Below are 24,038 nucleotides of genomic sequence, written 5' to 3' on the forward strand. Positions count from 1 at the left end.
GCCTGACATCTTGGTCAGCCGCATGTCAGCGTGGGGTAATTACCGAGTGAATCGGGCCGACGACCGGCTACAGCGACAGGACCCTGTGCGCGGCAGCGCATGACCGCCGTCGGCGACCGGACTAGGCTCGGTCAACTTTGAAGGCAAGGATGCGGATGTCGCCCTACCCACATTTGCTGGCCCCGCTGGACCTGGGATTCACCACGCTCAAGAACCGGGTGCTGATGGGCTCCATGCACACCGGGCTGGAGGATCGCGCCAAGCATTTTCCACGGCTGGCGGCGTACTTCGCCGAACGCGCGCGCGGCGGCGTCGGGCTGATGGTCACCGGCGGCTTTGCACCCAACGTGGCGGGCTGGGTGTCGCCATTTGCGGGGCGGCTGGCGACGTCCGCAGCAGCCAGGCAGCACCGCGTGATCACCGATGCGGTGCATGCCGACGGCGGCAAGATCGCGCTGCAGATCCTGCATGCAGGTCGCTACGGCTATCACCCGCTGGCGGTGAGTGCCTCGCGCGTCAAGAGCCCGATCTCGCCGTTCGCGCCGCGCGAACTGTCCAGCCGCGGCGTGGAACAGCAGATTCGCGCTTACGTCCGCTGTGCCGCGCTGGCGCGCGAAGCCGGCTACGACGGCGTCGAGGTGATGGGCTCCGAGGGTTATTTCATCAATCAGTTTCTGGTCACCCACGTCAACCGGCGCAAGGACGAATGGGGCGGGGCTTATGCCAATCGCATGCGCCTGCCGCTGGAGATCGTGTCGCGCACGCGCGAGGCGTTGGGCCGCGACTTCATCATCATCTATCGCATCTCGGCGCTGGACCTGATCCTCGACGGCCAGAGCTGGGACGAGGTGGCGATGCTGGCGCGCGCGATGGAGAAGGCCGGTGCCAGCATCCTCAACACCGGTATCGGCTGGCACGAGGCGCGGGTGCCGACCATCGCCACCTCGGTGCCGCGCGCCGCGTTTGCCTGGGTCACGCAGAAACTCAAGGCCGAGGTGGGCATTCCGGTTTGCACCACCAACCGCATCAACGCGCCTGAGGTGGCCGAACGGATTCTTGCGGACGGCCAGGCCGACATGGTCAGCATGGCGCGACCGTTTCTGGCCGACGCCGATTTCGTGACCAAGGCGGCACAGGACCGCGCGCAGGACATCAACACCTGCATCGGCTGCAACCAGGCCTGCCTGGATCACACCTTCAAGCTGAAGATCGCGAGCTGCCTGGTCAATCCGCGCGCCTGCCACGAGACCGAGCTGAATTACCTGAAGGCGCCGCATCACAAGAAGGTCGCCGTGGTCGGCGCCGGTCCTGCGGGACTGGCGGCCGCGACGGTGGCAGCCGAGCGCGGACACACGGTGGACCTGTTCGATGCGGCGGATCGCATCGGCGGCCAGTTCAATCTGGCCAAACAGATTCCCGGCAAGGAGGAATTCCATGAGACCTTGCGCTATTTTGCCCGCAAACTCGAAGCCACCGGCGTGCGCCTGAAACTGCAAGCGCCGATGACCGCAGAAGCGCTGCTGGCCGGGCAGTACGACGAAATCATCCTGGCTACCGGCGTCACGCCGCGCCGCGTGATGATCCCGGGGCTGGAAGAGCAGTCGCGCGCCGGTCGCGTGCTCAGCTACGTGGATGTGCTCGGCGGCAAGGCCGAAATCGGGCGGCGGGTGGCGCTGATCGGCGCCGGCGGTATCGGCTTTGATGTTGCCGAATACCTGGCGCATGAAAGCGGCGCCATGTCACCGACCCTGGACCTGGCGGAGTGGATGAAGGAGTGGGGTGTCACCGATCCGGGCAAGGCGCGCGGAGGCGTCGCACGTCCGCAGCCGCCGTCCGCGGCACGCGAAATTTTTCTCCTGCAGCGCAAGGCCGGCAAGCCGGGCGCGGGGCTGGGCAAGACCACCGGCTGGATCCACCGCGCCTCGCTGCAGGCGCGCAAGGTGCAGACGCGCAGCGGCGTCAACTACGAATCGATGGACGAACGCGGCGTGCTGATCAGTTACGGCAATCGTCGCGAAAAGCACGAGCTGATCGAGGTGGATCACATCGTGATCTGCGCCGGTCAGGAGCCGCTGCGCGAACTGCATCAGCCCTTGCTGGCCGCTGGTGCCAACGTGCATCTGATCGGCGGCGCCGATGAGGCTGCCGAACTCGATGCCAAACGCGCCATCGACCAGGGCAGCCGGCTGGCAGCGGCGTTATGAAACAGACGTTGCACCGGCTGCTGATCGTGGCGCTGGGCCTGCTCGGCACGGCGGCCATGGAAGTCACCACGCAGACGCCGGTGGTGCAGGTGGTGGAGTGCGTGCGCGACAACGCGCCGCCGCACCTGACCATCGGCGACCTGCGCATCCAAGCCCGCGGCGAGCAGGTCACCACGCCGCAGTTGTCGGCACGCTTCTACAGCCATCGCGACCGTGACGGATTGCGCGCGATGCTGCACATCACCGCGCCGTCCGATTTGGCCGGCATGCGCTACCTGCTGGTGGAACAGAGCGGCGACGATGCGTTGCATCTTTACCTGCCGGCGCTGGGCAAGGTGCGGCGGGTGAACAGTGCCGGTCCCGATGGCCGGATCGCCGGTACCACGCTGGACGTGTCCGATCTGCGTCTGATCAGCCAGTTGCTCGGCGCATCGTCGATCTCGCGGGACCGGGCCACCCGCTGGCACGATCGCGCGGCGCAGGTGCTGCGTTTCTCGCCCACGGTGGCGGACTCGCCGTATCGGCGGGTGCTGGCCACGGTCGACGAGCAGACCTGTGTGGTGGTGCGCGCCGAGTTCCAGGACGCGCAGGACACGGTCAAGACCTATCAGGTGGAGCCGGCCAGCCTGCGCCAGGCCGGGCGTTACTGGTACGCCTCGCGCGGGCGCATGCACGACCATCGGCTGGGATCGCACATCGATCTTTCTCTCGGCGCGGTGCGGGTCGACCGCAAGCCGCCGCCGCGCAGCTTCGACCCGGCCCATTTCCACAAGGTCGACTAGGGACAAGCGTCGCCGTCGGGACGGCTTGCCCTGATCGGTGCGGCGGCGCTACTGCATGAACCAGCCCGAGATTGGGCGTGTGCTGGGCTCGCCGCCGTCCTTGTGGCGGCATTTGATTTGGCCTGATATCACGTACTTCCCGCCTTCACGCGATAGCCCGACCTCGTCGGTTGGTGCCATGCCGGAAACGCCGCGTGTGCAGATGGTGTCGGTTTCCAGATAGATGATCTGCGCCAGGTACGGTTCGCCCGGCAGATCGGCGTGGACCTCGATAGTGATCATCGACTGGCTGCCCCCGATCAGGTTGAATTTTTCCAGCTTCCCGAGCTGGGTGCGCATCACCACCTTGCCGTTGAGCTCGGACTGACCCTCAACCGCGATCTGCCACTTGTTGTCGCCAGCAGCGTGTGCGGTCCCCACCATCAGGATCAACACAACGCTCAGGGGGCGAAGCCGGCTCCATCCGTGATTTCGGCTTACGGTCATGCGGGTCTGTCCCCTTGCAATGAAAGCCACGCCTTGACCCGGAAGCCCTGGGGGGGCGATGGCCAAGGCCGAGTTCGGGTCGCCGGGATGAGGTCCCGGTCCGGCACTCGATCGACCGTAGTGCATCTGCGACTTCTTGAACACGCCCGGGGCGGGCCGTCGCGCACCTTGCGGGAATATCGAGCAGGTTTAGCGTGACAGGCCTCACGTGGGTCTCCGGTTGTTGCAGCCGAGCGCTGGGATTACGCGTGAGTGGCCGTCCTAGCTTGCCTGTCACGGGGCCGTCGCACGACCCTGAGATGCGGACCGGACTGTGTTCCGCGGCGCCGCGACATTCCAATGACAACACCTCAGGAGAGAGAAAGTGAATCGAATCCAGCAAGGACTGTGGCCCGCTGCGGCCTGTGTTGCCGGCGCGATCTGCGCGTTCCCGGCGCAGGCCGGCACCACCGCCCACGTCGGCGCCTTCAGCGAGTACGTGTTCCGTGGTGTGGTTGCCGACGGCGGCGCCGCGGTGCAGGGTGGCATCGACTACGCCGGAGACAGCGGCCTGCTCGCCGGCGTGTGGGCCACCAATGCCAACAAGTTCGGCGGCACCGAGTTCGACGTCTACGCGGCCTATCTGTACAAGATCAGCGACACCGTGATGGTGGACGTGGGTGCGCTGTACTACTTCCTCACCGAGGACAAGGAAGACCTGAGCATCAACCCGGAACGTCGCGATTTCGACACCCTGGAGTGGTTCGGCACCTTGTTCGCCGGGCCGGTGAAGCTGCAGGCGTACTACTCGCACGACTATCTGGCCACCCGCGCCGAAGGCTATTACTACTCCGGTTTCTATACCCACGCGATCAACCCCACCATCGCCGTGACCGCGCAGGTGGGCTATACCCACGGCAACGGTGCCGAAGCCATCTACGGTGACAGCTATACCGACTACAGCATCACCCTGGCCAAGACGGTCAGCAAAGGTCTGGTGTTCTCGCTGGCGGCGATCGACACCGACATCGAAGACGACTACACCTTCCTCGGCACCAAGGACGATCCCAAGGTGCTGGTGAGCGTGAAGAAGACCTTCCCGTTCTGAATGCGCGCTCCGCAACCGGCCCCGCCGCCAGGCGGCGCCGGTTGCGGTCTGTGCCCCGCCGCCCGACCGGCTTCAGTCCGGCCGCTAGCCCGCATTTCTCACGAGGGGATCGAGCGATGGCCGTATGTCGAGGACGTGCAGCGCACCGGGACGGAGCGAACCCCATAGCGCGCCGGAGAATCTTCCGACTGTCTATTTCTAAAGCGAGCTTGAAGAACGCAGCGAGGACCGGAAATGGCAATGGATTCTCCGGCGACCTGTGAGAAATGCGGGCTAGCTGCCCTGGAGTTCGAGCAGGCTGCGCCGGTAGTGACGGCAGCCGAGCAGCAATAGCAGACAGGCCAGACCCTGGGCGGCGGCCATGACGATGCCCAGCGACCAGCCCACCAGGCGATCGTCGGCGAACACGTAGTCGGTCAGCAGCGCCACCGCAGTCGGGCCGATGCCCAGGCCGACCAGATTGACCACGAACAGGTAGATCGCCGAGGTCTGTCCGCGCATGCGATTGGGCATCAGGTCCTGGATGGCGCTGGCCGACACCCCGAACGGCATGCTGAAGAAGAAGGTCATCGGCACCACCATCCAGGCCAGCGCGGCGCCGCTGGGCATCAGCGCCACCGACATCGCCAGCAGCGCGCCGCAGCCGGCAGCGATGGCGCCCACGCGCAGCGTGGCATCGGTGATGCCGCGCGACTTCCAGCGATCCGCCAGGGCGCCGCCGAAGACGATGCCGATGGCGCCGAACACCGCCACCACGCTGCCGTAGATCAAGCCGACGTCGCGGATCGGCCAGCCGTGTACGCGCTGCCACACCGACGGCAGCCAGGCGTTGGCCGAATACGAGGCCAGCGCGACCATGGCGAATCCCAGGTTGTGCAGCAGCACCGTTCTGCGATGCTGTCCCAGGGTCCGCAGCACCTCCGCGAGCGGGATCGAGGCCTGCGAGGCGCCGCGGCGCACCGGCTCGCGAATCAGCAACAGACCCCAGGCGAACAGCAATCCCACCGCGCCCAGGACGTAGAACACCAGTTGCCACGGCCGCGTGGCGCCGACCAGCGGCAGCACCACCTCGCCGCGCTCGGCGGCGAAGCCGACGATCAGGCCGCCCAGGATGTAGGCGAGCCCGGCGCCGATGAAGATGCCCATGCCGTAGACGCTGATGGCGGTGGCGCGCCGGTCCGGCGGGAAGTAATCGGCGATCAGCGAGTACGCCGACGGCGACAGTGCGGCCTCGCCGATGCCGACACCGATGCGGCCCAGGAACAGCTGCCAGTAATACTGCGCCATGCCGCAGGCCGCGGTGGCGGCGCTCCAGAACATCACCCCCAGGGTCACGATCCAGCGCCGGCTCCAGCTGTCGGCCAGGCGTCCCAGTGGAATGCCGCAGACGGTGTAGAACAGCGCAAACGAGAATCCCATCAGCAGACTCATCTGCGTATCCGAGATGCCCAGGTCCGCGCGCACCGGACCCACCAGCAGGCTGAGAATCTGCCGATCGATGAAGGACAGCACGTAGGCAGCGGTGAGCAGGCCCACCACTGTCCAGGCGTAGGGTCGCGCTGGGTACGGCGCACGCTCGGACGCGGCGAGATCGTTCACGGGTTCTCCCTGCCGCGCTTGCGGCTTGTCGTTGTCGTGGGTGCCGCCGGCGGGTTCAAGGCGCCTCGGCGAAGCGTCGGCGGATCTCCTCCAGCCGTCGGCGGTTGACCTGGAAGTCGTAGTAGCCGATGCGGCTGGAAGAGCGCAACTCGATCAGGCGGGTGTCGGGCACGAAACGGAACTCCAGATCGTCGACGAAACGCATCCAGCGCGTCACCGCCTGCGCGTAGACGTAGTCGTCGCGGGTTTCGATCACCTCGATATCCGGCAGCGTCGCCAGCACTGCGAGCAGTTGTCGACGTGCGGCGTCGGTGGCGCCGCGGTAGTGGATGGGTTCGATGGCGTGATGCGCCTCGCGGTTGCGTGAAGACACGCAGTGAGGCCCCGAGTCGCAGCGCTGCAGCGCGCTGTCTGCCGGCCGCAGGTTGGCAGTGCCCAGCCCGCAGCCCGCGCTGAGCAGCGCAAGGCTCATGCAGAACAGTCGATGCGTCCGGCACATATGCGTTCCCCGAGTCGCCACCCGACCTTACGCGAGCTACCCGCAACCCAGACGCAAGAGTTCTGCATCAGTTCGACGAGTTGACCGGCCACCAACGGACGCGAGGGAGCTTTGCCGGGGATTTCATGGATCACACGGATTGGATCAAAAGCATCTGGCCGGCGGCTCAGGTGCCCCATGGGTGAGCGAGTCCTGGCCGGTCTTTCGACTTGTCCGGGTTCGTCCGTGCGATCCGCGACAAAAGAAAACGCCGGGACCAGCCCGGCGTTTCTTGCAGCCTGCAACGGGAACAGCTACTTGGTACGCGACTTGCGCTTCAGCGCCGACGGTTCGAACTCCTTGTCGTCGAACGACGCATGGAAGTCGGAGATCTTGTCCTCGTTGGCCATCGCGGTGACGAAGTAGCGCGTGCTCTGCAGGTCGTAGATGATTTCCGGCGAACCGGTCACCGTCGGCACGAACGGCGCGGTGATCAGGTGCGCCTCCTGCACTTTCCACAATTCGCCGCGACCGTCGTAGCAGTCCACAGCGGCAATCGACCAGGAATCCTCGTCGACGTAGAACACGCGCTTGGCGAAGTTGTGGCGCACGCCCTGCTTGACGTTGGCTTCCACCACCCACACGCGATGCAGCTCGTAACGCGCGTTGTCCTGATTGACGTGGAAGGGCTTGAGCATGTCCTTGTACTTCACCAGCGGCGAGTTCATCTGATAGGAGTTGTAAGGGATGTACATCTCCTTGCGGCCGATCAGCTTCCAGTCGTAGCGGTCCAAGGACCCGTTGAACACGTCGATCTGGTCGAAGTACTGCTCGTTGTCGGTGCCCACCGCCGGGTTGTCGTAGCCCACGTCCGGCGCGCGGTTCACGCGGCCCAGGCCCGGCGAGAAGATCCAGGCAGCGCGACCGGAGCCGGCGTCGGGACCGATCAGTTCGTGCGCCAGCGTGAGCTGGCCGGCCACGCGCGGCGGCGAAATGGTTTCCGACAGATACATCAACAGGTATTTGTTGTCCGCCGCGGCCGGGTCCTTGAAGTTCGCGTACTTGAACTTGACCTCTTCGGTCAGCTTGGTGATCTGGTAGCTGCCGTCAGGCTTGACGATGGCCTGGTTGTTGTAGCGCGTGACCGCGTTGCCGCGGTACTTCATGCGATGGTTCCAGATCACCTCGGCGCCGCTCTTGGGAATCGGGAACGGGAAGCCGATGCTGGCGCCGGTCACCAGGTCGGTGCCGGTGAGCTTGGCGGTGGACGCATTCTTGATCGTGGCTTCCTCGATCTCCTTGGGGAAGAAGCCCGTGCGCACGCCCTTGAACAGCGGCATCTTGTAGGTGGGGTACTTCTCCAGCAGCGCCTTGTGGCCGTCGGTGAGCTTGTCCGCATACTTGGCCATGTTGGCCTTGGTCACGGTGTCGAAGGGCTTGAGCAGTTCGGGCTTGATCGCCTTCTGGAATTCCGCTTCGAGCTTCTTGGCGTCCTGTGTGCGCAGGCTCTCCAGGTGCTCCGGCGTCCAGGTCTTCATGTCCTCGGGGAAATTCTTCTCCCCAGTGAACTCCGGAATGGAGCCGTCGGCATTGGCCGCGCGAATGGCACCGATGGGCGTCAGCTCTCCGCCGAGTTTGCTGGCATCGGCTTGCGCTGCGGACCAGGTCAGCGCCGGGGCCACCGCGACCAGCGCTGCGACAGCCAGGCGCCGGCGGGTGTGACGGTTTGTGCTCGGGGTTGCGGAATCGCGCATCTTGATCTCCTCGCGTTGGAGCGTTGTCGAATTCTGCGGCGGCTCGTGACGGTGGCCAGCCTGTGCCGATAGTAGGCCGCGCCTGCCGACCCTGCCATCAGTCCATCCGTCAGGCGCGCCTGTCGCCGCGGCCAAGTGGCTGGATTCAGTCCAGCGGATCGACGGCGCGTGCCGGCCGATTACGGCGCGACTCGCGGTATTGCACCGGCGTCATGCCCGACCAGCGCTTGAACGCGCGGTAGAAAGTGCTGGGCTCGGAGAAGCCGGTGAGATACACGATGTCCTCGACCGGCTCGGCGGTGCGGGCGAGCAGCTTGCGTGCCAGCGCGAAGCGGAAGTCCGCAAGCACCTGCGAGAAGCTGGTGCCGGCGCGGGCGAGCTCGAAACGCAGGCGTCGGGGCGGAATGTCCAGCTCGCGCGACACTTCTTCCAGATCGCAGCGGTCCAGCTCCAGGCGCTGCGCGAACACCGCACGAATCTTCTCGATCAGGTCCTGGCGCTTGAGCGTGGTCAGGCGTTTCTCGGCGTGTTCCTCGTGCAGTTGCAGCAGTTCCGGGCTGGATCGCGGCGAGCGATAGGCCAGCATCTCGGGGTCGAACCAGATTTCGCTCTCGGCGCCTTCGAACTCCACCGGGCAGCCGAAGATGTGCTCGTACTCGCTCTGCGGCGCCCGGCGGCTGGCGCGCAGGCGCACGCGCGACGGCGCGTAGCGGCCTTCGGTGACGGTCTGGCCGAAGCGGATGACCTGGTGGGCCGCGAGGATCTCGGTGTGGCGCAGCTGCGGCGCTTCGATGGTGCTGCCCTTGACCACCACCCGGGTGCCGCGCTCGTCCTGATCCAGCCGCATGTTGAGGGCGTCGGACACCAGCCGCAGGTACTTGACCGCGCGTTGCAGACCCTCGCCGAAGGTGCCGCTGGACAGCATCAGATACTCGATCACCTCGCCGCGGAAGACCGGCGCGTGCGGGCACAGATGCAGGCCGATGTCGGGGTCCCGGGTGGCCACTTCCACGGTCTCCCAGAAGAAGGCCTGCAGCTCGTGAGGGGTACGCATCTGGCGCAGCGGCAGGACCTCGGCGTTGTAGCCCAGGCGGCGATAGATGGTCTCGACGTCGTAGCCGCCGGCCACGAGCGCCTGATGAACGATCTCCAGCAGTTGTCCCGAATCGCGCATGGGCCGGTTTTGGTTATCCGCTTTTGGCATTGGGGCAAGGCCTGCCCGTTGTTGGCCTACCTGCACATAGTTTGCCCCAAGCCCGTCCGCCGTGCGGCCCGGTGGCGGCCGCATCGCCAGTTCCCGACTGTCTCATTGGCCGGTGTCCTTTTCGGCGGGCCGGGCGTAACCTGCCTGCCCCGTCAGCAGAAATGGGACCCGGGCCGCCATGGACCCCGAAGTAGAACGACCAGGCCCCGCGCCTACGGCAGCGGCGGGGGGAGGACCGGAACCGGCGCGGGACATGACCGTGCGCGGCCTGCTGCGGCAGTTGTTCGACTTCGAGATGCGCGAGATCGTGACCACGCGCATGCTGCCCATCATCTACCGGGTCGCGGTGCTGGCAATGGCCGCGCTGGTGGTGCTGGGTATCGTCACCGCGTTCATTCAGTCGTGGTTGGCCGGGCTGGTGTGGCTGCTGTTCGGGCCGGTGGTGTTCCTGATCCTGGTGGTGGTGGTACGGGTGTTCCTGGAGTTCGTGATGGCGGTGTTCCGCATGCTGGTCTATATCGAGATCCTGGACCGGCGCACGTCCACCATCGAGGGCCATACCGAAGAAGTGGTGCAGGATCTGCCGCGTATCCAGTTCTGGAAGCTGAGCCTGTCCAAGCGGCGCGACCGCCTGGGCTGAGCCATTCACGCATGAGCGCCCGTAGCCGCGGGTGGTGCCGGGTGTCGAAGAGCCGTCGGGGGAGACAGGAACGGATGTCGCAACGAGAAAACCGCGAAGACGACGGTGCCGACCAGGCCGCCCCGCAGTCGCAGGAAGGCGGATCGCTGATCGGCACGCTCGCCAACGGCGCCTGGAAGCTGGCCGCCGAGGGGCCGCGTCTGGCGCTGGACCTGGCGCAGAAGGGTCTGTCGGAGGCCGAACGGGTAGCCCTGTCCACCCTGCGCCGGCGCATGGACGCGGTGGCCGAAGAGGAGTTGCCCGAAACATCGGCCACGCGCGAGCCCTTTTCGCGCGCGACATCCGCCGCCGCGGGAGGCGAGGGACCGGTCGCGCCAACGGCTGCCGCCGAGGTCATGGCAGCGCTGCTGGAACAGGCGCAGGAGCAATCCAGGGACGATGCCCAGCGTTATCTTGCGCTGCGCATCGTGCGCCAGCTGGTACCGGACGAGGCGCGCATCCTGGCGGCCTTGTCCGACGGTCACGAGTCGGCCCTGCTGCACCTGGCGGCGGGCCCCAGGATCGGTCGCGCGACCCAGCGCTGGCTGGAAAACCTGAGCCCGGTCGGCCGCGAGGCCGGCATTCAACTGCTCGATCAGGTTCCGCAGTACATCGAGCACCTGCGCGGCCTGGATCTGCTGGAGTCAGGCGAGGAAGACCCGGCGATGCAGGTCAAGTATCAGTTGCTGGAGGCCGACACGCGGGTGCGCGCGTTGTGCGAGGAAATCGAAAAACTGGGCATGCGACCGCGTTTCGTGCGCCGCACCATCCGTTTGTCCGAGGCGGGCAAGGCGTTCTGGGCGGCCTGCGCGACCGAGACCCCGCAGGGCTGGTAGGGGCAACGGGCTGGAATAACGGGTTGGGAGAGCGGCGGCCGGCGGGCTGACCGGCGGCGACGGCACTGCCGGCGGGGCGATCGGACACCAGGGTTAATCGCGGTCCACAGGGGAGCGAGATGCTGAGCTGGGCGGAAGTGGTGGCGGACGTGCAGGCCAACTGGTTTCTCTACGCGTCCATGCCGATCGTGGCCGCGGCGATCGGCTACGTGACCAAGATCGTGGCGATCAGGATGATGTTCCAGCCGATCAAGTTCCTCGGCGTGCCGCCCTATCTGGGCTGGCAGGGCATTGTGCCGCGCAAGGCCGCGATCATGGCCTCGATCGCCTGCGACACCATGACCGAGCACCTGATCAAGCCGCGCGACATCTTCATGAAGCTCGATCCCAAGCGCATCGCCCGGGAGATCGAGGCGCCGCTGCTGGCGGCCATCGAAGACATCACCCGCGACGTCGCCGCGCACTATCAGCCGGGTCTGTGGGAAATGGCGCCGGAGTCGGTCAAGCAGCTCATCATCTCGCGCATCAAGGCCGAGGCGCCGCGTCTGGTGGAGCAGATCATGCTCGACATCCAGAACAACATCGATTCGGTGTTCGACCTCAAGGACATGGTGGTCACCAACCTGATGCGCGATGTGGAACTGCTCAATCGCATCTTTCTGGAAGCCGGCGAGGGCGAGTTCCGGTTCATCCGCAACAGCGGCATCTACTTCGGCTTTGTCATCGGCTGCGTGCAGGCGGTGACCTGGGCGTTCACCCAGAATCCCTGGGTGATGCCCCTGTTCGGCGGCTTTACCGGCTGGTTCACCGACTGGTTGGCGCTGAAGATGATCTTCAACCCCAAGCGCCCGACGCGTTACCTGGGCCTGTTCGAATGGCAGGGCCTGTTTCTCAAGCGCCGCCAGGTCGTTGCCGCCGAGTACGGTCGTCTGATCGCCAAGGAGATCATCACGCCCAACCGCATCATCGACGCGGTGCTGCGCGGGCCGCTTTCGGACCGCATCTTCGGCATGGTGCAGAAGCAGGTGCAGAAGCTGGTGGACGAGCAGGCCGGGCTGGCGCGGCCCATCGTGGTGTTCGCAGTCGGCAGCCGTCAGTACCAGGAAATGAAGCAGGTGATCGCACAGAAGGTGATGGCGCGCCTGCCCGAGGCGCTCAAGAGCATGGAAACCTATGCTGCCGACGCCATGGATATCGAAAACACGCTGGTGGCGCGCATGCAGCAGCTCACCCCGGAACAGTTCGAGGGGCTGTTGCGCCCGGCCTTTGAGCAGGACGAATGGATCCTGATCACGGTGGGTGCGGCGCTGGGCTTCCTGGTGGGCGAGATGCAGGTGCAGGTGATGCTCAATTTCGCAGGGGTTGGAGGTTAGCGGTGGGGGAAAAATTTCTGGCCATGGGTGAACACGGATGAACGCGGACAAATGCAGCGAGGTCGGAATGTGGCGCATGCATTCGAAGCCGACTTCTTCGGAGTTGATCCGAGTCATCCTTGGCAAGTCGGTCGCGCTGGCGGCGCTCGCGATGCTGTCCACCTCGGTGCCCGCCTACGAGAAGGAATTCGATGAGGGCATGCTCGACGGCATGACCCTGCAGTGGCGCAGCCGCATCTCGGTGGGCGCGGCATGGCGCATGCAGGATCGCGCCAATCGCCTGGTCGGCAAGGCGAGCCTGGATCCGAACCTGTGTGCGCCAGACGACTGCATCGCGCTGACGCCCAACAACACCGAGCCCAACGAGCGCTATCTGGCGGCCCCGGGGTCGATGTCGTCCAACACCGATGACGGCACGCTCAACTACGACAAGGGCGACATCGTCAGCTCCGGGGCCAAGTTCACTTCCACCCTGCAACTGGGCACGGTGGACTACGGTATCGAACTGGGCGTGCTGGCCTATTACGACCCGGTCAATACCGACTTCTCCGAGACCCACTTCAACCGCATCGTCGAGCCCGGCCCGGGCCCCGGCGTTGCCACCCGGTCGGATCGCGCCACCGCCACCGAACGACAGATCGGCACCGACATCGAGCTGTTCGAGGCCAACGTCTATTACGTCACCGATTCCTGGGCCGACCAGCCGTTGGAGTTCCGGCTCGGTCGCCAGGTGCTGACCTGGGGCGAGGCCGCGATCAACGTGCAGGGCACGCTCAACTTCGTCAATCCGCCCGACGCCAACAACCTGTCGCGACCGGGCGTGGAGCTGCAGGACATCTATCTGCCGCAGAACATGTTCGTGGTCAGCGGTCCGGTCGCCGGCACGGTGTCGTTCGAGGCCTTCTACCAGCTCGAATGGCGGCCTTACGGGTTTCCCGCGCGCGGCTCGTTCTTCTCCTTCTTCGATGGCGGCAACGAGGTCACCCCCAACGAGTACGTGGTGGCGCCGTTCGCCAAGACCCCGGAAGACCCGTTCCAGATCGGTGTGCCCGCGCTGGAACTGGCGCAGCTGGTCACCGATACCAGCTTCTCGCTGCGGCGCGTGGCCAACCGCGAACCCGACGACACCGGCCAGTACGGCATCGCGCTGTACTGGTTCCTGGACGAGTATTTCGACAGCCCGGTGTCGATCAATTTCTACCACGCCAACTATCACTCGCGGCTGCCCTCGGTGAGCGCGTTCGCCGCCGATGCCGCCTGCACCCGCGCCGAAGGCAATGCGCGCGGCCAGGACACCATGAACGTGGTGGAATTCCTGGGCGACTGCGGCCTGGGCAACCCCGGGCCCGACACGTTCGATGCGCTGCCGCTGGACACCGGCACCTACTTCCTCGACTTCGCAGAGGACATCCGCCTGTGGGGCCTGTCCTTCGACACCGAGGCGTTCAACCTCGCGGTGCAGGGCGAGCTGGTGTACCGCGAAAACCAGCCGGTACAGATCGACCTTGAAGATGTGCTGTTCGCCGCGTTCCAGCCGATCTTTCCGCGCAACGACGTGGTTATCGCCCCCGGCGTGGCGACGCTGGCCGCGTCCACCCGCGCGATTCCCGATTACCTCACCGCTTATCGCGGTGGCACCCCGGGCGAGGTGGTGCCCAACAGCTACATCCAGGGCTACGAGCGCCTCAAGACCGTGCACGGCACCCTGGGCCTGACCCGCATCACCGGCGCCCGGTCCTGGTTTGGCGCCAGCGAGGCGGTGTACCTGCTGGAGGCCAGCGCCAACTGGATTCCGGAACTGCCGTCGCTGGACGAGCTGCAGCTCGAAGGCCCCGGCACCCACACGCATTTTTCACCCGGCATCGCCGACACCGGCGACGCGCTCAAGATCAATCCGATCGCCAACGGCCGCGACGGCTACGTCACCGAGGTCGCGTACGGCTACCGGCTGGCCGCGCTGCTGCGCTACACCAATGTGCTGATGCCGGGCCTGGCCTTGCGACCGCTGGTGATCTATGCCCACGACGTCGACGGCGTGGCGCCCGGTCTGGCCGAGAATTTTCTGGAAGGCCGCAAGGTCATCGTGAGCAACCTGCAGGCGCAGTACCGGGATTTTCGCGTGGATTTGGTCTACGCCATCTTCACCGGCGGCGGCGATGCTCACGTGCTGCGCGATCGCGATGCCTTCGGTATTTCGGTGAGCTATGAATTCTGAGAACAGGCCATGAACGAACATGCAGGAGCGGCTCTGCCGCGGCGGATCAGAGCAAAGCCCCTCCTACGGGATCAGCGCGGCGGCCTGTTGCTGTGGCTGATTCTGCTGATGGTGTTCGTCGGGGCGGTCGCCGGCGGTGCGCTGGCCGCCTACTGGGTGTTCCAGAATATCGACGCGCGTCTGCTACTGCGCGACCAGCCGGCGCGGATCACCATCGACGAAAAACTCGAGGTCACCGCGCGCGCGCTGGAAAATCTCAACATCCGCCTGGACGACTCCATCCGCACCCGGGTGCCGGTGGACCAGATCATCACGGTGCCGGTCAAGGAGAAGCTCAACGTCATCGCCGATTTCGACGGTGAGGTGCCGATCCGCATGAACGTTGCGGTGCGCGACAAGATCATCCTCGACCAGGTGCTGGATCTGAACGCGGTGGTCGACGCCGAAATCCTTGGCGACAAGCTCAAGATTCCGATCCGCGGCAAGGTGCCGGTCAAGGCGGAGGTGCCGGTGGCGTTGGACATCCCGGTGGATCAGCCGGTGCGCATCAAGTTCACCGCGCCGGTGGGCGTGCGCATCCAGCAGGACCTGACGGTGCCATTGCGCACGGTGATCGAGGCCGATATCCCCATCCAGGCCGACCTGTCGGTGCCGGTGAAGTCGGATATCCCGGCCGAAGCCGAGTTCTCGCGCGATCCCATCGCCGCCACCATCGTCGACGCCGATCTGCGCCTGCCGCTGCGCTCGCTGCGCCTGGAGAAGAAGGAGGAAGGCCAGCACAGCGCCCCGCCCGTCGCGGCGCCAGAGTCCACGCCGTGAATCGCGACGACGACTTCTTCGGCCTGCCCAAGGCGCGCAATCCTTTGCGTCGCCAGCCGTCAGCCAGCGAGCCAGCCAAGCCGGCGCCACCGTCGGCAGCGTTGCCAGCGGCCAGCGTAGCCGCCAGCTCAGGCGTATCGACGCCAACACCGCGCCGCACCGCGCCCAGCGCCGCCACCTCGGGGTCGATGTCTCCGCCCCCCGCTCCGCCGCCACCACCCGCAGCCGGACGGCGCGGCTGGCTGTGGCCGCTGTTCGGTCTGGGCGTGGTCGGCGTGGTGATCGTCGGCGGCCTGCTCGGCTACTGGGTGTTCATGAACGTTGCTGCACGCATGCTGCTCACCGATCAGGCGCTGACCATCCGCCTGCCGCCGGAGGCGGACACCGTGCTCACCGCCACCAACAGCATCGACGTCACCATGAAAGGGGTGATCAGCGCCCAGGTCCCGCTGAATCAGACTCTGGACCTTCCCATCGACGGCACCTACGACACCCTGATCGATCTGGACACGCAGGTGCCGCTGGAAACCACCATCGTCTACGAGGGCATCATCCCCATCGACACCATGGCGGATATCGAGGCCAACGTCCCGGTGAATTTCCAGAACGTCAAGAAGTACAAGAATCTGGGGCTCAAGGCCAAGCTGCCGATGAAGCTGAGTCTGCCGGTGAAGCTGGTGGTGCCGGTCAAGCAGAACATTCCCTTCAAGTATTCCGGTCCGCTGCGGGTCAAAATCAATCACGTCATCCGCTCACCGGTCGGCACCACGCTCAATACCAAGCTCAACGTGAACCAGGATTTCACCGTGCCCATCACCACCAGCCTGCCGATCCGCATGCAACTGCCGCAGCACCCGGTGGCCGCCACCATCGTGGAGTCCTACCTGTTCCTGAATCTGGAAACCTTGCGCCTGGAGCGCAAGCAGGAACCGCCCGAGGCTGCCGAAGCACCGCTGGCGACGCCCGGGGCGGCGTCGTGAGCGCGGCCACCGACGCGTTGCGACGCGAGCTCGGCAGTCCGCCGCCGGCTGCGTTCGGCGCGCTGCCGGATGCGGTCTGCAAGCGTCTGGCCGAGGCCTTGCGCGATGCGCGTCTGCGCCAGCAACAAGAGCTGGATCAGGCGCTGACGCGGGCACTGGAATACGTGCCGGCACTGATGCGCCGTCCGGTGCGCAAGATTCTCGGCTTATGAGCAAGCTCGCGCGCCGTGCCGAAACGATCAAGCTGGCGCGCCTGCTGCGCGTGCAGCCCGCCGCCCTGAAGGAAGTGGAAACGCTGGACGCCGCCAGCCTGCGCGAATTCCGCCAGCGTGCCGCTGCGCGCCTGTTCGATGCCGATGAGGCCCGGCTCAAGCGGGTGGCGCTGGCCAGCAAATTGTTGCCGACACCGCTGATCGCGCTGATCGGCGAGCACGTGTTCGGCGCGCTGCTGTGCGCGCGCGTGGCCGGGCTGATCGCGCCGGATCGTGCCGCCGACGTGGCGCTGCGCCTGAAGAGCGAGTTCCTGGCCGACGTGACCCTGGAGATCGATCCGCGTCACGTGCGCGAGGTGATCGCCCGCATTCCGATTCCCAAGCTGGTGGAAGTGGCGCTGATCCTGGCCAGGCGCGGCGAATTCGTGACCTTGGCGCGCTTCGTCGACTACGTGAGTACCGATGCAATCCGCGCAGTGATGGCAGAACTCAAGGACAACGCGGCGCTGCTGCACATCGCATTCTTCATGGAGGACAAGTCACGCCTCAACGATCTGGTCGGACTGCTGCCGGAAGCGCGCCTGCGCGAGATCATCTACGTGGCGGCGGACGAGACCCAGGACCTGTGGGCCGAGGCGCTGGCGTTGATGAACGATGTCGACGATCGCTGGCGCAAATCGCTCGGCGAGCTGGCCGCCTCCCTCGACGAATCGGTGCTGCTGAGCATGGCGCGCTCGGCGCAGGCGCAGAAACTGTGGGGCGCGCTGCTGCCGATCATCGCCATCATGGATGCGCCCCATCAACGGCGGCTGCTGGGCCTGTCGGTGCTGCGCGACGACGTCGTCCTCGAATCCATCCTTGAGGCGGCCGACGGCGAGGCGCTGTGGCCGCAACTGCTGCCGATGCTGTCGCTGATGGACGAGGACACTCAGCAACGCCTGGCGCGGGCGGCCGAGAAGCTCGGCGACGCCACCTTCGGCCGCGTGTTCGACGCCGTGCAGGCGGGACGCGAGTGGGGGCCGCTGCTAATCCTGTTGCTGCGCCTGCGCGGCGAAGTGCAGGATCGGCTCAAGCCGCTGGTGCAGAAGCTGTCGCCGGAAGTGGCCAGGCAGTTGCTGCAGGAAGCCGACCGCCTCGGCGTGCTGACGCGGGTCGACACGCTGTGGCAGCGGTTGTCGCGCCCGTAGCGCGTCGTCCACCGCGCGCGCCGAATCGGTAGCCCGGGTGCAACCCGGGGTCGCACGGCGCTGACTGACCGGACCCGGGTTGCACCCGGGCTACGACACTCCCCGCCGTCCCGGCTTCGTCGCCGGGCTACGGAGAGATCACCGTGATGCGACCGATGCCGGAGCGGGCGTTGAAGCCGCGGTCGTACAGACCTTCGCCATAGGCCGGCGGCAACGTGTAGGTGCCGGTGTTGGTGGCCTTGAGCCGGTAGACGATTTCCGACATCTCCGGGGTGACGGTCACGTAGAACACATTGCGATCCTCGCGGAAGTCGGCATAGGCCAAACCGGCGCGCGTGCCCTGCTGGCAGATGGCGCAGGTCCAGCCATTACCGCCGTCGCCGTCGGCCGTGGCGCTGGCATCGTCCGCGCTTGCCGCACCGATCCGGGTGTCGGCTGCCGTTGTCGGCACCACCGGTTCGAAGCCACCGGGTAGCAGATCCACCAGCGCGACGTTGCTGCTGTGGCCGCCGTCGACGGCGCGGAATTTCAGCCGTGCGACGATCTCCTGACCCTGGGTGACCGTACCGAGCGGCGCGCCCTGCGCGTCGGTGTATTCGCGCAGGATCTCGAAGCCCTCGCGCAGCACGCCCTGGTCTGCGTCGCGATCGAAACCGCTCTGCGCGATCACCGCATAGGCGGGCAGGCTGCCACGGTTGTCGAAGCGCAGGCCGCTGACCTCAGGTTCGATGTCGGTGCGCCGGAACAGGCCGTCCGGCAGCTTCAGTTCGGTGGCACTGCCATCGGCGGCCAGCGCAGCGATGGACAAGGCGTCGCCGGCCTGGGGGCCGGCAACTTCGGCATAGGCGTCGAGCGCTAGCAGCGTGCTGGCGGCCGACAGCGAGTGGTAGCGTTTCTGCGTGATGCGATCGGCCAGGCGCTGTACGAAATCGGCCGGCAGCTTCGTCAGACTTGCGGGGAAATGCCGCGCTGCCAGGTACAGCAGACTGGCGTCGGCGGTCATCGCGTCGAACCAGCCATCGGTGGGACGCTTGGCGCGCCAGTCCAGTTTTGCAAACAGGGCGTCGGCCTCTTGCTGCTGCTGCATCAGCTTCAACGCGGCGGCCAGGTAGGCACTTGCGATGTCGCCACGCCATTGCTCCGGATAGCGCGTCTCCAGACGCTGGCGCAGGCGCGACGCTTGCGCTCCGAGCGCGTGACCCTGCCGGGTGAGCAGGTACAGCGCGTAGGCGGAGTTGCGCTCGCCCTGCAGATTGTCGGCGTCGCGTGCGGCAAGCTGGCGCAGATATTCGTTGCCCTGCTCCAGCAGATCGCGCGGGACTGCGATGGCGCGGTCCTGGGCTTCGATCAGCACGTGCTGGGTATAGACCGACACGAACTCGCGGGTCTCGAAACCGCCGGGCCAGTAGCGATAGGCACCGTCCGGATTCTGCCGCGCGCGCAATTCGGCGATCAGCTCGTCGATGCCGCCGGCCTGCGTATCGCCCTGCACCCGCCCGAATTCGGGCCGCCGCGACAACACCAGCGCCGGCATTGCCTGGCTCACCAGCTGCTCGGTACAGGCGTAGGGATAGTGATCCAGGTAGGCGACGAAACCCTGCGCCAGGCCCAGAGGCAGGGCGGAGATACCGGCCTGCTGTTCGCGGAACTGCGGGAACAGCGTGCGCGCGAGCGCACGGTCCACCGATTTTCCGGGGGCGATCAGCGCCGCATCGAGTGTGCTGCGATAAGGCACGGCCGGGCGTACCGACAGCCCGATCTCGCGCCTGGCCGAATGCGGTCCCTGCGTGGCGATGAAGCGCAGGCGTGCGTCGCCCAGGTCTGCAGTCGCCTTGAGCTGGAAGCGCAGGCTGCTCTCGGCACCTTCGGCGACCGCCAGGGTGTGACGGGCCTGGCCCAGCACTTCGAGGCCGCCGGTGGCACTCAGGGCCAGTTCCACCTCGGCGGCGGCGCCGGAACCCTCGGCCTGGTTGGACACGCCCAGGCTGACCTCGAAGGTGTCGCCGGGCGCCACGAAAGCGGGCGCGTTGGGCGTCAGCACGAAGTCGCCGCGGACGGTGGTGGCCCCCTCGAACACGCCGACGGCGCTGTCCGCCACCGCCACCGCCATCACCCGCAGGCGGCCGTTGAAGTGATCCGGCACCGTGTATTCCAGGCTGCGTTCGGTGCGGTCGGCGTCGACGATGCCGGACCAGTAGGCCACTGGCGGATCGCCTCTGCGCTTGAACGGATTGAGGTGCTTGGCCAGCAGTCCGTCGGCGTCTCCGCCCGGCGCGGCCTGCATCAGGGCGCGGCGGAATTCGGGCAGGATCAGGTCCAGGATCTGGATGGTGCCGACGTCCAGGCTTTTCTTCTGGAACAGGAAGCCGATCGGATCAGGCGTGGTGTAGCGCGCGACCTGCAGGATGCCCTCGTCCACCGCAAACAGCAGCAGCTTCGAGGGCCGGTCGGTGCGATAGCGGAAGTGCGCGGTCTCGCCCGGCTTGACCCGCGCCGGCAGCTGCACCTCCACGCGGCTGCGGCGGGCGTCCAGGTGCACCGAGAACGGCGCCACGCCGTAGCTGAGCGGTCGGGTGTAGATCTCCGGCGAGGCCGGATCGCGCACGAAGCTGACGCTGACATAGGCGTTGCCCTCGATCCCCTCGGGCAGGCGGATGCGCTGGGTGCTGGCGGTGGTGTCGCTGCGGAACCACTGCCAAGCGTAGACCTTGTCGCGTTCGATGGTGATCAGGCCGGCGCCGGTGTAGGGCGCGTTGATCTGGAGTTCGATCTCCTCGCCCGGGCTGTAGTCTTTCTTCGACAACGCGATCTGCAGCTCGGCGTTCTTCTCCAGCCGTGCGCTGAGGTTGGCGTCGCCGGCCACGGTGTAGTCGACGCGCGCGAGCGACTGGTCCTGGGCGTCGACCAGCACGTAGGCGAAGCTGCCGGGACTGCTGCTGTCCAGACGCAGGCGCTCGCCGGCTGCGGCGATGGCGAAATCGGCTTCCGTCAGCAGATTTTCGCGTCGGCGCGACTCGTACTTGTACGTTCCGTTGTTCTGCTTGACCAGGGTGGAGACGTGGACAATCTCCAGCCGGCGCAGCCGCAGTCCCGCCGCCGCGGTTTTTTCCAGGGCCGGATCGACCGCGATCAGCTCGACCGTACGTTCGGCATCGCGGCTCACGTAAGCCAGATCGCCGTCGGCCTTCACGCCCACCAGGAACGGCATGCTGGACACCAGCTGGGTGACTTGCGCCGCCACGCCGCGCCCGCCTTGCGCCTCGAAGCCCTGCGTCACCAGTTGCAGGCGATAGGTGGCCTTGGCGAAACGGTTCAGGCGCAGGTCGAGCTGCGCCATTCCCTGGGCGTCGGTGGTGGTTTCGGCCAGGTCCTCGCTGTAGCCCTCGCGCGCGGCGTGCGGATCCGAGAACTGGTAGGCGGGGTATTCGTCGAAGCGCGGCAGGCTGGGCGACAGCCGCAGCGAAGCAGTGACCCTGCGGTTCTGCGCCGGTGCACCGAACAGGTTCTGCAGGTCCACCGAGGCGCTCAGCTTGTCCGGCGACACCCAGCCCTGAGCGCGCTGCGCGGACAGGCGTGCCGTCATCTTCATGCGATCGGGCTCGAAGTCGCGCACCAGCACCGTGGTGGATCCCACCAGATCGTTGCGATAACGATCGCGGACGATGGACAGCGCGAACGTCCAGGTGCCGGTGGGCGAGGCCGCGCCGGTGAGATGGCGGATGTCCTCGAAACCGACGGCCGACAGCGGCAGACGTTCCCTGCGTACGGTCTGTCCGCGCGGGTCGGTCACCTCCAGCAGCAGCGGCAGGCCCTGCGGCAGCGCCTGCCAGTTCTGCGTACGCACGATCGCGCCCAGGCGGATCTCCTCGCCCGGCCGGTATACCCCGCGGTCGGAGAACAGGTAGGCGCTGAGCGCGCCGGCATCGGCGACGTTGGCGGCGCCGCCAACGTCGAAGCGCGAAAGGTCCAGCGGACGCATGCGCCAGTCGATGGGCAGGAAACTGGTGTCGCCGCCCTTGCGCGCCAGGTACAGCACCGGCTCCTGTTCGCGCTGAAAATCCTTCAAGCCTGGAAAGTGCACATGACCCTGCGCGTCGCTGCTGCGGCTGAGCACCGGCAGGCCGTTGCGGCCGATCACCTCCACCCGCACGTCCGCCACCGGCAGGCCGTCGTGGATCGACTGTACGAACAGGTCCTGCGAGCCATCGAGATTGCGCTTGACCAGCAGCCCGAGGTCGGTGACCACGATCAGGCGAGTGTCGGTCACCGGCCCTTCGAAGCGTTCGCCCCATTGATCGAGTTGCGGTCCGTGGATCGGCTGTTCGCTGTCGGTGTCCCAGCCCTGCAGTTTGAGCAGAAATACACCGCGCCGGTCCTGTGGATCGTCGGCTTTCAGGTAGGGCGCAAGGTCCAGCGCGGTATAGGCCGGTTGCCCCGGCGCCAGGGTCTGCAGGCGTTCCACGCGCGAGAAGCGTTCGCTGAGGTTGTCCTGGTTGAGCGCCCAGTTGTGAAACTGCGGGGTGGAAAAATCCCCGCGCGTCTGCGACACCAGATGCTGCAGCTGCCTGGGCAGCAGGCGCGAGACTTCGATGCGCATCGCCGGCAGATCGCGCGTGAGCACGTCGAGCTGGCGTGCGCCGGACATGGCCAGCAGCGATCCCGGCGCCACGATGCGCAGCTCGCGCGGGTAGTCGGGTACGCGCAGCACGCGCTCCTGGGTCTGCGCCAGGCGATAACCGCCAAAGGATTCCAGGCCCTGGTCGACACGCAGGTAGACGTAGCGACCGGGCGCGGCGGCGTGACGGTAGGAATGCAGCTCGCGTTGTTCGCGCTCGCCTGGCACTGCTTCGAGCTCCAGCGTGGCTGCGCGCTGCAGCACCCGGTTGTCGACACCGCGGGTCCAGTCGTAGGGCTGGCCGGGATGGCTCTGCGCGAAATCGGCTTGCAGCCCGGCGTCGGGATGCTCGGTGGGCAGCAGCCAGCCCTTGAGCTTCGAAGGCAGCGTTTTTTCCGAGACCGGAAAGCCGAATTCCAGGATCGCCACCTGCTGCGGGTCCTGGTTGTCGTCGCGCGCCAGGTCCAGGCGCAGCGTCTGCACCGCCAACGCATCTCGGCCGGGCACTCCGACTTCGGCCTGCAGGGCCTCGGTGGTCTGGTTGCCGCCGCGCGCCGCACGCAGGCCCTTGCCGATGCGAAATTCCAGCCGGCCCTGTTTGGCCGGCACGCTCAGGGCATTGGAACTGACGTAGGCCTCCAAGCCGAGCGCATCGTAGGTCACGCGGTAGGCCACGGCCCCGAGTTCGGTTTCCCGGTCGTCGGCGACGCGGTCGAACAAGGTCAGGCCGATGCGTTCCTCGAACGCCGCGCGGTCCACCGGGTGCGAAAACCCGACGGTCAGTACGGCTTTCTTGTCGGTGACGACCTGCGGGTCCTGGTAGAACTCAGTGTCACGCACCTGCGCCTCGAAAGCGGGCGCCGAGAACGCAAATCCGTACTCGTTCAGGCGCAGATGCGCGGCGATCAGGCCGCTGCGCTTGAAGTCCACGGCGAAGCGCTGGCCCACCGGCCAGTCTTCGGCCGGGTCGAAACGCAGCGTCTTGTCGTCTTCCCAATGCCACTGGCCGGGATGTGCCGGCACCAGTTCGAGGCGGGAAGCGGCGTCTGCGAGTGGTTTGCCGGCCGCTTCCAGCGGTGCCACCGAGGCGGCGAAACGCACCCGCAGGGGCTCGGGCGCGCCGGGCGGATCGCATTCGTAGCAGGTGCGGGCCGGTGCTTCGACCGTGTAGGCGACGACCTGCGGCTTGGGTTGACGCTCGTACCACTGCCAGAGCGCCACCGCGCCGATCGCTGCGATCGCCGCCAGCGCCGCGATGCCCGCAGTCCGCGCCGGGTGTGCGCGGCGATGTTCGCGCAATCGCTGCCAGCCGTTACGCAGGCGGCGTCCCAGCAAGCGCAGCCAGTCCGGGGCGTACCAGTCGACGGAACCGAAAACCGCGGCGAACAGCCCGGCCAGCGCGGCGCCGATTACGCGCAGCGCGCCCACCGCCGCGTTCCAGCCCGCCTTGTATGCCGCCATTTGCCGCTCCTGCACCGGTATCGGCGACATTCTAGAAACAGCACGTGGCAGCGCGCTGGCGTTTTGG

The 24,038-nt window shown here is 66.5% G+C and carries 17 protein-coding genes; 11 read left to right on the top strand and 6 right to left on the bottom strand.

Features of this window, described 5'->3' with window-relative positions:
- Nucleotides 1–149: 149 nt before the first annotated feature.
- Together ACOOHP_RS00955 and ACOOHP_RS00960 are read left to right on the top strand one after the other, a co-directional pair.
- Nucleotides 150–2,204, top strand: a complete 2,055-nt coding sequence (locus tag ACOOHP_RS00955) for an FAD-dependent oxidoreductase (protein ID WP_420464595.1) — start codon at nucleotides 150–152, stop codon at nucleotides 2,202–2,204.
- Nucleotides 2,201–2,986, top strand: coding sequence for an outer membrane lipoprotein-sorting protein (locus ACOOHP_RS00960; RefSeq protein ID WP_420464596.1), 786 nt, complete (start codon nucleotides 2,201–2,203; stop codon nucleotides 2,984–2,986). The genes ACOOHP_RS00955 and ACOOHP_RS00960 overlap by 4 nt, the downstream gene beginning before the upstream one ends.
- A gap of 48 nt (nucleotides 2,987–3,034) precedes the next feature.
- Here the strand turns inward: ACOOHP_RS00960 and ACOOHP_RS00965 are convergent, their stop codons facing one another.
- Nucleotides 3,035–3,418 (bottom strand): hypothetical protein, encoded by a 384-nt coding sequence (locus ACOOHP_RS00965; protein ID WP_420464597.1) that lies wholly within the window; start codon nucleotides 3,416–3,418, stop codon nucleotides 3,035–3,037.
- 418 nt (nucleotides 3,419–3,836) lie between these two features.
- On the opposite strand from ACOOHP_RS00965, the gene ACOOHP_RS00970 reads away from it, so the two are divergent.
- Nucleotides 3,837–4,559, top strand: a complete 723-nt coding sequence (locus ACOOHP_RS00970; protein ID WP_420464598.1) for a TorF family putative porin — start codon at nucleotides 3,837–3,839, stop codon at nucleotides 4,557–4,559.
- A 273-nt stretch (nucleotides 4,560–4,832) separates the two neighbouring features.
- Here ACOOHP_RS00970 and ACOOHP_RS00975 read toward each other — a convergent pair whose 3' ends face one another.
- The 4 genes from ACOOHP_RS00975 to ACOOHP_RS00990 form a co-directional block, all read right to left on the bottom strand.
- A complete protein-coding gene (locus ACOOHP_RS00975; protein ID WP_420464599.1) occupies nucleotides 4,833–6,158 on the bottom strand; it encodes a spinster family MFS transporter in 1,326 nt (441 codons plus the stop codon).
- A gap of 55 nt (nucleotides 6,159–6,213) precedes the next feature.
- A complete protein-coding gene (locus ACOOHP_RS00980; RefSeq protein ID WP_420464600.1) occupies nucleotides 6,214–6,630 on the bottom strand; it encodes a DUF1499 domain-containing protein in 417 nt (138 codons plus the stop codon).
- 320 nt (nucleotides 6,631–6,950) lie between these two features.
- Nucleotides 6,951–8,390 (bottom strand): DUF1329 domain-containing protein, encoded by a 1,440-nt coding sequence (locus ACOOHP_RS00985; RefSeq protein WP_420464601.1) that lies wholly within the window; start codon nucleotides 8,388–8,390, stop codon nucleotides 6,951–6,953.
- Between the two features lie 145 nt (nucleotides 8,391–8,535).
- A complete protein-coding gene (locus ACOOHP_RS00990; RefSeq protein ID WP_420464602.1) occupies nucleotides 8,536–9,564 on the bottom strand; it encodes an AraC family transcriptional regulator ligand-binding domain-containing protein in 1,029 nt (342 codons plus the stop codon).
- Nucleotides 9,565–9,847: 283 nt separating this feature from the next.
- Between ACOOHP_RS00990 and ACOOHP_RS00995 the strand changes: the two genes are divergently transcribed.
- From ACOOHP_RS00995 to ACOOHP_RS01030, 8 genes are all read left to right on the top strand, one after another.
- Nucleotides 9,848–10,234, top strand: coding sequence for a DUF4282 domain-containing protein (locus tag ACOOHP_RS00995; protein WP_420464603.1), 387 nt, complete (start codon nucleotides 9,848–9,850; stop codon nucleotides 10,232–10,234).
- Nucleotides 10,235–10,308: 74 nt separating this feature from the next.
- Complete coding sequence (locus ACOOHP_RS01000) at nucleotides 10,309–11,109, top strand: Abi-alpha family protein (RefSeq protein ID WP_420464604.1); 801 nt, start codon at nucleotides 10,309–10,311, stop codon at nucleotides 11,107–11,109.
- A gap of 119 nt (nucleotides 11,110–11,228) precedes the next feature.
- The gene (locus ACOOHP_RS01005) at nucleotides 11,229–12,482 is read left to right on the top strand and encodes a DUF445 domain-containing protein (RefSeq protein WP_420464605.1); all 1,254 of its coding nucleotides are present in this window, start codon (nucleotides 11,229–11,231) and stop codon (nucleotides 12,480–12,482) included.
- Nucleotides 12,483–12,558: 76 nt separating this feature from the next.
- Nucleotides 12,559–14,697 carry a DUF1302 domain-containing protein gene (locus tag ACOOHP_RS01010; protein WP_420464606.1) on the top strand — a complete coding sequence of 713 codons (2,139 nt, stop codon included), beginning with the start codon at nucleotides 12,559–12,561 and terminating at the stop codon, nucleotides 14,695–14,697.
- A gap of 9 nt (nucleotides 14,698–14,706) precedes the next feature.
- On the top strand, nucleotides 14,707–15,516 hold the full coding sequence (locus ACOOHP_RS01015; protein ID WP_420464607.1) for a hypothetical protein: 810 nt from the start codon (nucleotides 14,707–14,709) through the stop codon (nucleotides 15,514–15,516).
- Nucleotides 15,513–16,496, top strand: a complete 984-nt coding sequence (locus ACOOHP_RS01020) for a hypothetical protein (protein ID WP_420464608.1) — start codon at nucleotides 15,513–15,515, stop codon at nucleotides 16,494–16,496. Before ACOOHP_RS01015 ends, ACOOHP_RS01020 begins: the two co-directional genes overlap by 4 nt.
- Complete coding sequence (locus ACOOHP_RS01025) at nucleotides 16,493–16,708, top strand: hypothetical protein (protein WP_420464609.1); 216 nt, start codon at nucleotides 16,493–16,495, stop codon at nucleotides 16,706–16,708. The genes ACOOHP_RS01020 and ACOOHP_RS01025 overlap by 4 nt, the downstream gene beginning before the upstream one ends.
- Nucleotides 16,705–17,895 (top strand): hypothetical protein, encoded by a 1,191-nt coding sequence (locus ACOOHP_RS01030; protein ID WP_420464610.1) that lies wholly within the window; start codon nucleotides 16,705–16,707, stop codon nucleotides 17,893–17,895. Before ACOOHP_RS01025 ends, ACOOHP_RS01030 begins: the two co-directional genes overlap by 4 nt.
- Nucleotides 17,896–18,022: 127 nt before the next feature.
- On the opposite strand, the gene ACOOHP_RS01035 is transcribed toward ACOOHP_RS01030, so the two are convergent.
- Nucleotides 18,023–23,971 carry an alpha-2-macroglobulin gene (locus ACOOHP_RS01035; protein ID WP_420464611.1) on the bottom strand — a complete coding sequence of 1,983 codons (5,949 nt, stop codon included), beginning with the start codon at nucleotides 23,969–23,971 and terminating at the stop codon, nucleotides 18,023–18,025.
- Between the last annotated feature and the right edge of the window lie 67 nt (nucleotides 23,972–24,038).

Source organism: Panacagrimonas sp. (assembly GCF_965216805.1).
Taxonomy (GTDB): Bacteria; Pseudomonadota; Gammaproteobacteria; order Nevskiales; family Nevskiaceae; genus Panacagrimonas.